This window comes from Superficieibacter sp. 1612_C1 (assembly GCF_015234305.1).
GTDB lineage: Bacteria > Pseudomonadota > Gammaproteobacteria > Enterobacterales > Enterobacteriaceae > Superficieibacter.
The window spans coordinates 251,451-266,107 of record NZ_JADGMI010000002.1 but is presented as its reverse complement, the minus strand read 5'-3'; the positions used below and the strand labels follow the sequence as shown (position 1 = coordinate 266,107).

General features: G+C 55.4%; 11 protein-coding genes. 5 read left to right on the top strand and 6 right to left on the bottom strand.

Annotated elements, in window-relative coordinates; translation table 11 throughout:
* Positions 1-345 precede the first annotated feature (345 nt).
* Together alaA and yfbR are read left to right on the top strand one after the other, a co-directional pair.
* Positions 346-1,563, top strand: coding sequence for an alanine transaminase AlaA (gene alaA, locus INT84_RS07570; protein WP_176920343.1), 1,218 nt, complete (start codon positions 346-348; stop codon positions 1,561-1,563).
* Between the two features lie 87 nt (positions 1,564-1,650).
* Positions 1,651-2,250: a 5'-deoxynucleotidase gene (gene yfbR, locus INT84_RS07565; protein ID WP_194206308.1), complete on the top strand. Its 600-nt coding sequence runs from the start codon at positions 1,651-1,653 to the stop codon at positions 2,248-2,250.
* 208 nt (positions 2,251-2,458) lie between these two features.
* On the opposite strand, the gene INT84_RS07560 is transcribed toward yfbR, so the two are convergent.
* From INT84_RS07560 to yfbV, 4 genes are all read right to left on the bottom strand, one after another.
* A complete protein-coding gene (locus tag INT84_RS07560; protein WP_194206307.1) occupies positions 2,459-4,291 on the bottom strand; it encodes an SLC13 family permease in 1,833 nt (610 codons plus the stop codon).
* A 77-nt stretch (positions 4,292-4,368) separates the two neighbouring features.
* Complete coding sequence (locus tag INT84_RS07555; RefSeq protein ID WP_194206306.1) at positions 4,369-5,028, bottom strand: sugar phosphatase; 660 nt, start codon at positions 5,026-5,028, stop codon at positions 4,369-4,371.
* Between the two features lie 11 nt (positions 5,029-5,039).
* Complete coding sequence (locus INT84_RS07550; RefSeq protein ID WP_176920339.1) at positions 5,040-5,534, bottom strand: YfbU family protein; 495 nt, start codon at positions 5,532-5,534, stop codon at positions 5,040-5,042.
* Positions 5,535-5,619: 85 nt separating this feature from the next.
* Positions 5,620-6,075, bottom strand: a complete 456-nt coding sequence (yfbV, locus tag INT84_RS07545) for a terminus macrodomain insulation protein YfbV (protein WP_176920338.1) — start codon at positions 6,073-6,075, stop codon at positions 5,620-5,622.
* A gap of 335 nt (positions 6,076-6,410) precedes the next feature.
* Here yfbV and ackA point away from each other — a divergent pair, with 335 nt between their 5' ends.
* On the top strand, positions 6,411-7,613 hold the full coding sequence (gene ackA / locus INT84_RS07540; protein ID WP_194206305.1) for an acetate kinase: 1,203 nt from the start codon (positions 6,411-6,413) through the stop codon (positions 7,611-7,613).
* Positions 7,614-7,692: 79 nt separating this feature from the next.
* Positions 7,693-9,828: a phosphate acetyltransferase gene (gene pta, locus INT84_RS07535; RefSeq protein WP_194206304.1), complete on the top strand. Its 2,136-nt coding sequence runs from the start codon at positions 7,693-7,695 to the stop codon at positions 9,826-9,828.
* 219 nt (positions 9,829-10,047) lie between these two features.
* On the opposite strand, the gene INT84_RS07530 is transcribed toward pta, so the two are convergent.
* Both INT84_RS07530 and INT84_RS07525 read right to left on the bottom strand, forming a co-directional pair.
* The gene (locus INT84_RS07530; protein WP_194206303.1) at positions 10,048-11,859 is read right to left on the bottom strand and encodes a peptidase; all 1,812 of its coding nucleotides are present in this window, start codon (positions 11,857-11,859) and stop codon (positions 10,048-10,050) included.
* Complete coding sequence (locus INT84_RS07525) at positions 11,856-12,923, bottom strand: AAA family ATPase (protein WP_194206302.1); 1,068 nt, start codon at positions 12,921-12,923, stop codon at positions 11,856-11,858. The genes INT84_RS07530 and INT84_RS07525 overlap by 4 nt, the downstream gene beginning before the upstream one ends.
* Positions 12,924-13,164: 241 nt before the next feature.
* Here INT84_RS07525 and yfcC point away from each other — a divergent pair, with 241 nt between their 5' ends.
* Entirely contained in the window at positions 13,165-14,643 is a 1,479-nt protein-coding gene (yfcC, locus tag INT84_RS07520) for a putative basic amino acid antiporter YfcC (RefSeq protein WP_370529658.1), read from the top strand.
* The last annotated feature ends 14 nt before the right edge of the window (positions 14,644-14,657 follow it).

Below are 14,657 nucleotides of genomic sequence, written 5' to 3'. Positions count from 1 at the left end.
TTCATTTAATAGAGATATATTGATTAGATAAATAAATGACGCCTCCCGGCAGTATAGAAGATATGCGCTCGCCGCAGACGGCCTATGAGTCCATTTAGCCGCACATTTTCAGCATAAAATAGAGTTCTGTAAGCGGAACGCCAGCCATAAATCGCCTCCTTTGCTATTAGATTAAAGGTTAATAGCGTTTATGTGATGTAAAGCAGCAAGAATGCGCGGGGTGAAAACTGCTATTTGGCAAAATCTTCATCTACAGACCCTTCAAAAAACGCCCTATGGGGAGTACATTATTCGGCAACGCTTCCACGGCAGGGAGTGGTACTCATCGCTAAAAGGTCAAGGTTCATGTCCCCCATCGAAAAATCCAGCAAATTAGATAACGTCTGTTATGACATTCGTGGCCCGGTTCTGAAAGAGGCAAAACGTCTTGAGGAAGAGGGTAATAAAGTTCTGAAACTTAACATTGGTAATCCGGCCCCTTTTGGCTTTGAAGCGCCAGATGAAATTCTGGTGGACGTGATCCGCAACCTGCCGACTGCGCAGGGCTACTGCGATTCAAAAGGGCTGTATTCCGCACGTAAAGCCATTATGCAGCACTATCAGGCGCGCGGGATGCGCGACGTCACCGTTGAGGATATTTACATCGGCAACGGCGTGTCTGAACTGATTGTGCAGTCTATGCAGGCGCTGCTCAATAGCGGCGATGAGATGCTGGTTCCGGCTCCGGATTACCCGCTGTGGACGGCGGCTGTCGCGCTCTCCAGCGGTAAAGCGGTGCACTATATTTGCGACGAATCCTCCGACTGGTTCCCGGACCTCGACGACATTCGCGCCAAAATCACCCCGCGCACCCGCGGAATTGTGATTATCAACCCGAATAACCCAACCGGCGCGGTGTATTCAAAAGAGCTGCTGCTGGAGATCGTCGAGCTGGCGCGTCAGCATAATCTGATTATCTTTGCTGATGAAATTTACGACAAGATCCTCTACGACGATGCCGAGCATCACTCTATCGCCCCGCTGGCTCCCGATCTGCTGACTATTACCTTTAACGGGCTGTCGAAAACCTACCGCGTGGCGGGTTTCCGTCAGGGCTGGATGGTGTTGAACGGACCGAAGAAACACGCGAAAGGCTATATCGAAGGTCTGGAGATGCTGGCCTCCATGCGTCTGTGCGCCAACGTTCCGGCGCAGCATGCCATCCAGACGGCGCTCGGCGGCTATCAAAGCATCAGTGAATTCATTCTGCCAGGCGGACGGCTTTACGAGCAGCGCAACCGGGCCTGGGAACTGATTAACGATATTCCCGGCGTCTCCTGCGTTAAGCCGAAAGGCGCGCTGTATATGTTCCCGAAAATCGATGCCAAACGCTTTAATATTCATGACGATCAGCGCATGGTGCTCGACTTCCTGCTACAGGAAAAAGTGCTGCTGGTTCAGGGCTCCGCCTTTAACTGGCCGTGGCCGGATCACTTCCGCATCGTGACGCTGCCGCGCGTGGACGAACTGGAAATGTCGCTCGCCAAATTTAGCCGTTTCCTTTCCGGCTATCATCAGCTTTAATTTCGCCTTCTTTGGCCGCCGGGGTTTGCATCCGGCGGCTATCTCAGCGCACAATGCCCTTTACTGTTGTTGTTCAAAAGGGTCACCATGAGCCAGAGTCATTTCTTTGCCCACCTCTCTCGCCTTAAGTTAATCAACCGCTGGCCGCTGATGCGCAATGTGCGCACCGAGAACGTCTCTGAGCATAGTTTACAGGTTGCGATGGTTTCTCACGCGCTGGCGGCGATCAAAAACCGCAAGTTTAACGGCACGCTGAACCCCGAGCGCATTGCGCTGCTGGCGATGTACCACGATGCGTCCGAGGTGCTGACCGGCGATTTACCGACGCCAGTGAAGTACTTCAACTCGCAAATTGCCCAGGAGTATAAAGCGATTGAAAAGATCGCCCAGCAAAAACTGGTGGATATGGTGCCAGAGGAGCTGCGCGATATTTTTGCCCCGCTGATTGATGAGCATCAGTACAGCGAGGAGGAGCGGTCCATCGTCAAGCAGGCCGATGCGCTGTGCGCGTATTTAAAATGCCTCGAAGAGCTATCGGCGGGTAATAACGAATTTTTGCTGGCGAAAGGCCGGCTGGAAAAAACGCTGGAAGCTCGCCGCAGCGAGGAGATGGATTACTTTATGCAGGTGTTTGTGCCGAGCTTTCATTTGTCGCTGGATGAGATTAGCCAGGATTCACCGCTGTAACAGCGGTATCGCCCACCGCAGGCATTGTGGGAACGTTGTGTTTACCCGGTCGCCACATCAGCCCGGTGCACACGATGCCGGGTGGCGCTGCGCTTACCCGGCCTACGGTATATTACTCAGACTTACGCCTGCAAATTAAGTCAGTTTAAGGCCGGGTAAGGCGAAGCCGCCACCCGGCAAAACCGCACAATGCCCCAGCCGCTCTGCGTCAGAACGGAAACAGCACCGGGATAAGCACCACGCAAACCACCATCACCAGCACGGTGAACGGCACGCCGATTTTAACAAAATCGCTGAAGCTGTATTTCCCCGGCCCCAGCACCAGCGTGTTGACCGGAGAAGAAACCGGGGTCATAAAGGCGGCTGAAGCGGCCATTGCCACCATCATGGCAAAAGGATACGGCGAAACGCCCATCGATTTGGCCGCGGCCAGCGCGATGGGGGCCATCAGCACGGCGGTGGCGGTGTTCGAAATAAACAATCCGATCACCGCACACATGACAAACAGGCAGATCAGCATAAAATAGGGTCCCCTGCTGCCACCAAGTTCCATCAATCCTTTCACCACCAGATCGATACCGCCGGTTTTTTGCAGCGCCAGCGCAAAAGGCATCATGCCGATGATCAGAATCACGCTCGGCCAGTGAATCGCTTTGTAGGCGCTGGCGGCATCAATACAGCGAAACTTCGCCATCAGCAGGCAGGCGATAATCGCCGCCACCGGGTTGGGGATTTCGTCGGTCAGCATCAGGGCCACCATCAGCATTAAACAAAACACCGCGTGGGGGGCCTGGCTGTGTGCGGGAGACGCGTCGCTCTCCTCTATAGGCATGTTATGCACCACAAAATCGCGCCCGGTTTGTGCCAGCTGGCTTATCTGCCGCCAGTTTCCCACCACCAGCATAATGTCGCCAACCTGCAAAGGTTCATCAACCACTGCCCCTTCCATCGCGACGCCGTCGCGCTTCAGGCCGACGATATTCAGCCCATAGCGAGTGCGAAAGGCCATCTCCCGTACCGTCTTGCCTACCCGCTCAGAATCGGGGATCAGCGAAATTTCCGCCATGCCGACATCCAGCGCCTGCTCGGAGAAATACTCCCCGCGCAAGATCATCGGTTCCAGCATTTGCTCGCCGCAGAACTGACGTAAATCGACGTCTGCCGCCGACATATCAATCAGCAGGACGTCACGGGCACGAAACTCAGAAACCCCGTTAACATTAACAATGACCCGCCGGAAACGTCGCCAGCGCTCCACACCAATCACGTTGGCACCGTAACGCTCGCGCAGTTTAAGATCGTCCAGCCGCTGCCCGATCATCGGTGAACCAGGACGTATCGCCAGCCGCCGCGCCCGTCCCGTCAGATGATAAGCTTTAATTAAGTCGCGAAATGATGAGCGTTTACCGCCCTCCCGCAATGGTTCCTGCTTTTCGCCGTTCAGCATAAAACGCATCAGCAGCATGTAAATCACGCCCAGCACCAGTACTACCACGCCAATTGGCGTAACGCTGAAGAACCCGAACCCGTCCATGCCTGCACGCAGCAATTCGCTGTTGATTACCATATTTGGCGGCGTGGCCACCAGCGTCATCATGCCGCTAATCAGCCCGGCAAAACTTAGCGGCATCATTAGCCGTGAGGGAGAGGTTTGCATCCGGGTGGCGACGCTGAGCACCACCGGAATAAAAATGGCGACCACGCCCGTTGAGCTCATGAATGCGCCCAGACAGGCGACGGTGAGCATCAGATAGACGAGCATTTTGATTTCGCTGTTGCCAGCGACTTTGATTAGCCATGCCCCCATACTGGTCGCCACGCCGGTACGCACCAGCCCGTCGCCAATAATAAACAGGGCCGCTATCAGGATAACGTTCGGATCGCTGAAGCCGGAAAAGGCTTCTTCCGTCGTTAACGTCCCGCTCAGAATAAACGCCACGATCACCAGCAGCGCCACCGCATCCATGCGAATTTTACCCGTGGCGAACAGAATGACCGCCACCGCCAGAAGACAGAGAACCCAGATTAACTCACCGTTCACAACATATCCTTGTCAGCCCAGGGGAATTCTTATAGTGCCATAAAAAAGCCCCGCAGAAGCGGGGCTATATCATGAGATCAGGCGTTAATGGTTACCCTGACCGTACCATCGGGTTGTTTTTGAGCGATAACGTTGGCAAGCGTGTTGAGATTAAAATCGACTTCATTCAGTCGTGGCATATCCTGGGGAACGTTTACCGCCATCACGTGACATCCGGCGGCGAGGCCAGAAAGCACGCCAGCGGCAGCATCTTCCACCACCATGCAGTCCTGGGGAGCCAGCCCCAGCAGCTCGGCACCAAGCAGATAGGCATCCGGCTCCGGCTTACCGCGCGTCACGCGTTCGGCGGTGACAAACACCTCTGGCATCGGTAAACCCGCCGCTTTATGACGCGCATGGGCAACGGGGATGGAGCCTGAGGTCACAATGGCCCACGGAATATGGTTTTGCTCAAGCGTCTTCAGCAGCTCCAGCGCCCCCGGTAACGCGACAATACCGTCGGTGTCGGTGGCTTCGATGCGTTCAAGAAGGGTAAATTCAGCAAGAATTTCTTCTTCCGGCCTTCCCGCCAGAAAGTGACGCAGGGAGGTGATCGCCTGCTTACCATGAATGTAATTCAGTATTTCATCATGGCTGATGCCAAACCGATCGGCCCACTGGCACCACGATCTTTCCACCACGGGAAGCGAATCGACCAGCGTCCCGTCCAGATCAAACAGAAATCCTTTGCAAAGCACAGCAGTCTCCCTCAGGCATTGATAATTTGGTTAATCTCGTTACTGCTTAAATGATACTGGCGCGGGCAGTTATGCCAGGCGCTCAGCATGCGCTGATATTTTTCCCACATCGGGGTTTGCGCATTGAAACCGTGAGTCCCCGCGTCGAAATGGGTATAGCGGCCTTCGGTATTGACCATAAAACGGACGTAGCTGAGGTAGCGCGCTTCAGTTGCCGCATCAAAGCCGAGGAAGGTCACGCGACGCTCGTCGATGGTGTCTTTATCTTTGAGATTGTCCCAGGAGACGCGCAGCGCGTGGTACATCTCCATAATATCGATGATGGAACGGCAGGTTTCTTCAGTGAGCTGGCCGAATTCACGATCCAGCTCGCGCATTTGCAGGCCGTAGCCACGCTCAATGATGGTTTGCAGGCGACGATAGCGTTCGGCATTGTCCGGGTCGAGCATGGTCATCATTTTGTACTGATTAGACAAAATCAGGCGTTGAGCGTTGGTCATTTCCATTTCTGACTCCTTTAGCACTTCACGGCGTTAAAAAAAGAGGCACATTATTTATGTGCCTTCTTTTATATGCGTAATTGGGGGGTAATTACAAATCATCGAGGAAAGTTTTATCCAGTTGTTTGAAGGCGCGCTTAAGCGTGTCAGCTAATGCCTGGTAATCGGGTTTTCCCTCAACCGGCGCGAGCGCCTGCCCTGCTTCCTGAAGTTTCCCGCGCACTTCATAAAACCAGTTTAAAATAGAAGGAGGGAGCGGCGTGACTGACCGTTTACCCAGCCACCAGAGTCCCTGCATTGGCAGGCTGATGGCAAAGATGGCCGTAGCAACCGCAGGCCCCAGCTGTCCGCCGAGCGCGATTTGCCAGCAAAGGGTAAATATCGCAACGGGCGGCATAATACGGATCCCGAAACGCGTCGCACGGATGGCCCGGTTTTCAACAAACACCGGCGCGAGGCGTTTTTCCATCGGCCACGTCTTTGCGTAGTGCTGGCCCCGACGAAAATGGCTGAAGAATCCCGACGGGCTGATTTCTGGTGTCGACATGGCTCTACCTCAACTTCACATATAAAAATTAAAAAATTTGTGCAAAACAACAACTGCGTACGGCATCGTTCAAAACATTTTGTCACGGGACCCCGGTATCAGGTATCCTGTGCCCGCCTGAGATGGCTTAGTCCTCATTCCCGGGCTTGTCAAATTGTCGCATAGTCTGCCATTGGCTGAAAATTATGCAAAATGACATAGACTCAAATGAATTTCTTCCATCGTGCCCGAAAAGCGATTTGAGCATGATGTTAATCATAAATGTCAGCGTCGTCATGCGCTACGCTTTAGACTCCTGACGTTTTTTTAGCCACGTATCATAAATAGGTACTTCCATGTCGAGTAAGTTAGTACTGGTTCTGAACTGCGGTAGCTCCTCACTGAAATTTGCAATCATTGATGCAGTCAACGGTGACGAGTACATTTCTGGTTTAGCCGAATGTTTCCATCTGCCGGAAGCACGCATCAAATGGAAAATGGACGGCGGTAAACAAGAAGCGGCTTTAGGTGCAGGTGCCGCTCACAGTGAAGCGCTGAACTTTATCGTTAATACTATTCTGGCACAAAAACCAGAACTGTCCGCTCAGTTGACCGCGATTGGCCACCGCATCGTTCACGGTGGCGAAAAATATACCCGTTCCGTGGTGATCGACGAGTCGGTAATTCAGGGTATCAAAGATTCCGCCTCTTTTGCACCGCTGCACAACCCGGCGCACCTGATCGGTATCGCTGAAGCGCTGAAATCCTTCCCGAATCTGAAAGATAAGAACGTGGCCGTATTCGACACCGCGTTCCATCAGACGATGCCGGAAGAGTCTTACCTCTACGCCCTGCCGTACAGCCTGTATAAAGAACACGGCGTTCGTCGTTACGGCGCACACGGCACCAGCCACTTCTACGTGACTCAGGAAGCGGCAAAACTGCTGAACAAACCGGTAGAAGAACTGAACATCATCACCTGCCATCTGGGCAACGGTGGTTCTGTGTCGGCTATCCGTAACGGTAAATGCGTAGATACGTCTATGGGTCTGACCCCGCTGGAAGGTCTGGTGATGGGTACCCGTTCTGGTGATATCGACCCGGCAATTATTTTCCATCTGCATGACACCCTGGGTATGAGCATCGAACAGATCAACAAGATGCTGACCAAAGAGTCCGGCCTGCTGGGTCTGACCGAAGTGACCAGCGACTGTCGTTATGTCGAAGACAACTACCAGACTAAAGAAGACGCGAAACGTGCAATGGACGTTTACTGTCACCGTCTGGCGAAGTACATCGGCTCCTACACCGCGCTGATGGATGGTCGTCTGGACGCCGTCGTCTTCACTGGTGGTATCGGTGAAAATGCTGCGATGGTGCGTGAACTGTCCCTGGGCCGTCTGGGCGTACTGGGCTTTGAAGTTGACCACGAGCGCAACCTGGCTGCCCGCTTCGGCAACACCGGTTTCATCAACAAGGAAGGCACCCGCCCTGCGGTGGTGATCCCGACTAACGAAGAACTGGTCATCGCGCAAGACGCCAGCCGTCTGACTGCCTGATTCACCTCACCGCCAGCCAACGCTGGCGGTGCTGTTTTATCTCCCGCCCAAACCGGGTGGTAACGAAAGAGGATAAACCGTGTCCCGTATTATTATGCTGATCCCGACCGGAACCAGCGTCGGCCTGACCAGCGTCAGCCTCGGCGTGATCCGCGCTATGGAACGTAAAGGTGTGCGCCTGAGCGTGTTCAAACCTATCGCGCAACCGCGTGCCGGTGGCGATGCGCCTGACCAGACCACCACTATCGTGCGTACAAACTCTGGCCTGCCAGCGGCTGAACCGCTGAAAATGAGCCACGTTGAATCTCTGCTCTCCAGCAATCAGAAAGATGTGCTGATGGAAGAGATCATCGCCAACTACCACGAAAGCAGCAAAGACGCTGAAGTCGTGCTGGTTGAAGGTCTGGTGCCGACGCGTAAACATCAGTTTGCCCAGTCACTGAACTACGAAATCGCCAAAACGCTGAACGCGGAAATCGTGTTCGTGATGTCTCAGGGTACCGATACCCCGGAACAGCTGAAAGAGCGTATTGAGCTGACCCGCAGTAGCTTCGGCGGCGCGAAAAATGCCAGCATCACCGGCGTTATCGTCAACAAACTGAATGCGCCGGTTGATGATCAGGGCCGTACCCGTCCTGATCTGTCAGAAATTTTTGATGATTCCACCAAAGCGCAGATCGTGAAAATCGATCCGGCTCAGCTTCACGGCTCTCTGCCGGTGCTGGGCGCGGTGCCGTGGAGCTTCGACCTGATCGCTACCCGTGCTATCGATATGGCGCGTCACCTGAATGCGACCATCGTTAACGAAGGCGACATCAATACCCGCCGCGTGAAGTCCGTGACCTTCTGCGCGCGCAGCATCCCGCACATGCTGGAACACTTCCGCCCGGGCTCACTGCTGGTGACCTCCGCTGACCGTCCTGACGTGCTGGTTGCCGCCTGTCTGGCCGCCATGAACGGCGTTGAGATTGGGGCTATCCTGCTGACCGGTGCCTACGAAATGGACCCGCGCGTCGGCAAGCTGTGCGAACGCGCGTTTGCCACCGGCCTGCCGGTATTCATGGTCAACACCAACACCTGGCAGACCTCGCTGAGCCTGCAAAGCTTCAACCTGGAAGTACCGGTTGATGACCATGAGCGTATTGAGAAAGTGCAGGAATACGTTGCCAGCTACATTAACGCCGACTGGATTGAGTCTCTGACCGCAACGTCAGAACGCAGCCGTCGCCTGTCTCCGCCGGCATTCCGCTATCAGCTGACCGAGCTGGCGCGCAAAGCGGGCAAACGCGTGGTGCTGCCGGAAGGCGACGAGCCGCGTACCGTTAAAGCCGCCGCTATCTGTGCCGAACGTGGCATCGCCACCTGCGTGCTGCTGGGTAACCCGGATGAAATCACCCGCGTTGCCGCTGCTCAGGGTGTAGAACTGGGCGCTGGCATTGAAATCGTCGATCCGGATGTGGTTCGTGAAAGCTACGTTGCTCGCCTGGTTGAGCTGCGTAAGAGCAAAGGCATGACCGAAGCCGTTGCCCGCGAACAGCTGGAAGACAACGTGGTTCTCGGCACCCTGATGCTGGAACAGGACGAAGTTGACGGTCTGGTTTCCGGTGCCGTTCACACCACGGCGAACACCATCCGTCCGCCGTTGCAGCTGATCAAAACCGCACCGGGAAGTTCACTGGTCTCTTCCGTATTCTTCATGCTCCTGCCGGAACAGGTTTATGTTTACGGTGACTGCGCGATTAACCCGGATCCGACCGCTGAACAGCTGGCCGAAATCGCTATCCAGTCTGCGGATTCCGCGATTGCCTTTGGTATCGAGCCGCGCGTGGCGATGCTCTCCTACTCCACCGGCAACTCTGGTGCAGGTAGCGATGTAGAGAAAGTACGCGAAGCGACCCGTCTGGCGCAGGAAAAACGTCCTGACCTGATGATCGACGGTCCGTTGCAGTATGACGCTGCGGTAATGGCTGACGTCGCGAAGTCCAAAGCGCCGAACTCCCCGGTTGCGGGTCGCGCTACCGTGTTCATCTTCCCGGATCTGAACACCGGTAACACCACCTACAAAGCGGTACAGCGTTCTGCCGACCTGATCTCCATCGGGCCGATGCTGCAAGGCATGCGCAAGCCGGTGAACGACCTGTCGCGTGGCGCGCTGGTAGACGATATCGTCTATACCATCGCTCTGACCGCGATCCAGTCTTCCCAGCAGCAGTAAGCCTGCTTATTAAAAAAGGCCGCAGCGGTAAACGTTGCGGCCTTTTTTTTGACCAACGTTATACCGGGGATTGAGAGTAACCCGTTGATATTGAAGATGTACCCAGGCCGGGTAAGGCGAAGCCGCCACCCGGCAAAACGGCGTATAAAATATGCAACAACAGGTTTTTCAACAAAAAAGCAAACCATCCGTGGATATTCGGGCGATGATCAAATTGTTCTAACTCAACTGAAACACCTTCCCGCGCGGCACAAAAGGCAAGCGCCGCCCCTGCGGCAACAGCCACGCATGTTCCATTGCCACGCTTATCCGATCTTCACAGTAGCCGTCGGTGATCACCAGCACCGGCCCGCCTTTGGGGAAATCGCCTTTCATCGCCAGCGCGTTGAGCATATCTATTCCCGGCTGTAGCACGGTACCGCCGCGCCCCTGAAGGGTGAAGTGATGCAAAAGCTGCTCCGGCGGCACCCAGCCGCGATCGTACGCTCTGGCGTCACAGCAGATAAAACGCACCGCAAAAACCTCCCGCGCCAGCGAGTAGCTGGCAATCGCCCCCAGCGCTTTGCCCAGCAGCTGCGGGTCCATTGAGCCTGAGGTGTCCAGCACCACGCCAAAGACCCGCGAACGGCGCTCCTCTTCAGAGGGCTTTATCACCGCCGGACGCGGAATAGAGGGCGTGGCGCTCTGGCGACGCGAGGGCCGGGCGTAGCTGCGCCGCTGTTCCGGCGGCGGAAAATGCTCGTCAAACCACTCCGCCAGCGCCACATCCCAGGGAACCGGCGGCTGGGCCAGACTGCGGATCTCTTCGATAAGACCTGCCGGCAGCGTTCCGCGCGTTGGTGCGTACAGGCAGCGGTCCAGCCCCTGATAGAGCGCCCGCCGACACCAGGCTTCGGCATCGGTAAACCGGCTTTCGTTTTCCTCCATGAGGATGTCGCCCCCGGCACGCCCGCGCAGGGTGATTAACTTGCGCGACTGGCGCATATTCTGCGCCAGCGCATCGTAGATCTCTTCCGCCGACATCATGCTGAACTGGGGATCGTAAAGCAGCCCCAGTTCTGGTGGCGTGCCGACCTGCATCTGGATCAGCCAGTCGTTAATAATAAAATCGCAGGCGACGTTCCACAGTTCGGCATCACGCCCGCGACGGCGCGAGGCATGGTTCAGCCCCGCATGCAACAGTTCATGTGCGAAGACGAACACCAGCTCATCATGCTTCAGACGAGCGTGAGGGTTGATCCAGATCTTGCCGATGCTGACATCAATAGCCGCCACGGCAATGTCATACTGGCTGCAAAGCTGGCCGTCCTCTTCGATATCAAAACTGGCAGCCAGCGCACCCAACAGCGGATAAAGCGTCATAATGTGCTGGCGCGCTTTCTGCGCCGCGCTCATTTTGTACTGGCTGTGATCGGAGGGCTGATAGCCCCCCGCCTGCTCCAGCGCCAGGCTCACGCTATTGCTCAGTCCGTCGGCCAGCAGCATTTTCCAGTCGGGAGGCGAAGAATAGTATTTCTTCGGCGAGGAAAAATGAAAGCAGCTTTGTTCACCGCCGCAGTAGCGCATATGCCACTGATACAGTTCCTCTGCGATGCCCTCTTCCCGCATCTGGCGGAAAAGCGCGTCGGCGTCCGCGTGGTTTCCCTGCGGAAAGGGAAAAGATTGCAATTCTTCCGGCAACGGGCCGATTTTCAGTTCGTCGCAAAAACGCATCATCGCAATCAGCACCGCCAGCTCCCATTGCAGCGCGGGCGTTGGCGCAGGGTCGCGGATCAGACCAAAGCCGAGGGCCGACAGCGCCTGGGCGATCATGCGCGCCCACTGCTCAGGCGTGGCATGACGCTTTGCGTTGAGCCACAAATAGCCATCGTTGCCGATATTTAACCACCCCTTTGAAGAGACGTAGGTACGGTCATGGTCAAAACGTTCATACACCCGCGACCACATCGGCGCAAACAGCGGATGTTTCGCCACGATGGCAATGCCCGCCTTGCACGCCTCAAGCGCCGGATTGCGCACCGTTTTACTCATGACGATTTTGCCCGTGCCGCCAGACGAGGCAGATCGCGCGCTACCTCAATCAAAAACCAGGCAGGTAATTTTTTGCCGTTTTCATCCTCGCTCATCACCGACTGGGCAATCTCCACGCTAATGCGCGCCAGGGTTTTCAGGCAATCTTTCGCCTGCACCGCCAGCCGTTTATGCTCGCTGCGCAGGGATTGATCGTCAACCGGCAGATCTTTATAGAGATGGGAGCGGAATGACTGGGCCAGAAAATAGAGCACGTCGCGATCGGCAGGATCGTCCGGCCACACCGCGTCACCTTTTAAAATCGCCGTGACCGTATGCTTCTGGCGGATTTGCTTAACAAAGCCTTTGAAGCTGCCTGCGTGTGCTGGAGAAAGCAGCCCGTAAATCAGCGCCTCAAGCATTTCCACCGGGATATCTTCACCGAAGGAGAACAGCGCATCCGATAACATATGCCAGCTACGCGGCGTGGAAAAAGGCTCCTCGTGTTTTGGTGGTTCATTCCAGAGCTGATCCGGGCGCAGCTGGATATATTCTACCACCCACGGATGAAGCCCGGCGTCGTTAATCGCCCAGTGCAGCCACTGGCGATGATCGGCACGCAAGTGAACGTGTACCATACGGTTAATCAGCGCCGATGGCATCGGTTTAACAATCGCGGCGTCCTTCGCCCGGTTCCCGGCACCAATGACCACCGTGCCTTCCGGCAGGCGGTATTCACCGATACGCTGCTCAAGGATCAGGGAATAGAACGCTTTCTGGATTTCATGCGATGAGGCATTAAGTTCATCAAGAAACAGCACAAAGGGTTTGTGGCGCACGATATTCGCGGGCGGATAAAAACGTGAACATTGGCCATCAATTTGCGGGATACCGAGAAGATCTTCCGGGGCCAGCTGGCTTCCGAGCAGGGAGACGCACTCCATCCCCACTTCATCGGCAAAACGCCGTACCAGCGCACTTTTACCAATCCCCGGCGCGCCCCACAGAAACACAGGACGGGTGATGGCAACGTTAAGGAGAAAATCAAACGTTTGTTCAGGGGTTAGCTGAATCGCAGACTGCATGCGGTGATTCCTTTTCGTCGTTATGCACAATTTTCAGCATAACCTTTTAAAATACGCTCCCACGACATCACCGCAACTGCTAAAAATAGCACTGGCCTTTATAAATTCCGAATTTCGCCCCTATCCGTAACGCAAGATTGAATAACTATTCCACTATTCGCATACTTATGCCCTTGCCTTGCAACAGGGATAGTTTGCTATGTCCGCTATACATAATGCTCAACCCGGCAGAAAATGGGCAATGCCCGACACGCTGGTCATCATCTTCTTCGTCGCCATCCTGACCAGTCTGGCGACCTGGGTTATTCCGGTCGGCCTGTTTGATAGTCAGGAGGTGCAGTATCAGGTTGATGGACAAACCAAAACCCGCCACGTTGTTGATCCGCACTCATTTCGTATCCTGACCAATGAGGCGGGAGAAGCGCAGTATCACCGCGTTCAGCTCTTTACGACCGGCGAAGAACGCCCCGGCCTGATGAATTTTCCCTTTGAAGGCTTAACCTCCGGCTCTAAATTCGGCACCGCCGTCGGCATTATTATGTTTATGCTGGTGATTGGCGGCGCGTTTGGCATCGTCATGCGTACCGGCACGATTGATAACGGCATTATGGCGCTGATCCGCCATACGCACGGCAATGAAGTGTTATTCATTCCGGTGCTGTTTATTCTGTTTTCCCTCGGCGGCGCGGTGTTTGGCATGGGCGAGGAGGCGGTGGCGTTCGCCATTATTATCGCCCCGCTGATGGTGCGGCTGGGCTATGACAGCATTACCACGGTGCTGGTCACCTATATTGCGACCCAGATTGGCTTTGCCAGCTCGTGGATGAACCCGTTTTGCGTGGTGGTTGCGCAGGGTATCGCCGGTGTGCCGGTGCTTTCCGGCTCCGGGCTGCGTATTGTCGTCTGGGTGGTTTCCACGCTTATCGGGCTGGTGTTTACCCTGGGCTATGCGGCCCGAGTGAAGAAAAATCCGCACCTGTCGAGAGTACATGGATCCGATCGCTACTTCCGCGAAAAGCAGGAGGATATCGTCCAGCGCGCCTTCACGTTCGGCGACTGGCTGGTGCTGCTGGTGCTGACGGCAGTCATCATTTGGGTGATCTGGGGCGTCGTGGTTAACGCCTGGTTTATCCCTGAGATCGCCAGTCAGTTTTTCACTATGGGCGTCGTTATCGGCATTATTGGCGTGGTTTTCCGCCTGAATGGTATGACGGTGAATATCATGGCCTCCTCCTTTACTGAAGGTGCGAGGATGATGATTGCCCCGGCGCTGCTGGTAGGCTTCGCAAAAGGAATTTTACTGCTCATCGGCAATGGCGAAGCGGGCGATGCCAGCGTGCTGAACACCCTGCTCCACGCTATCGCGCAGGGTATCAGCGGGCTGAACAATGCCGTGGCCGCCTGGTTTATGCTGCTGTTCCAGGCCGTGTTTAACTTCTTTGTCACTTCGGGATCGGGTCAGGCGGCGCTGACCATGCCGCTGCTGGCACCGCTCGGCGATCTGGTGGGGGTTAATCGTCAGGTGACGGTGCTGGCGTTCCAGTTTGGCGACGGCTTTAGCCATATTATCTACCCGACGTCCGCCTCGCTGATGGCAACGCTGGGCGTTTGCCGGGTCGATTTTCGCCACTGGCTTAAGGTGGGCGCGACGCTGCTGGGGCTGCTGTTTATTATGTCCAGCGTGGTGGTGATTGGCGCGCAGTTGATGGGATATCATTGATGGAAAAGCATCGC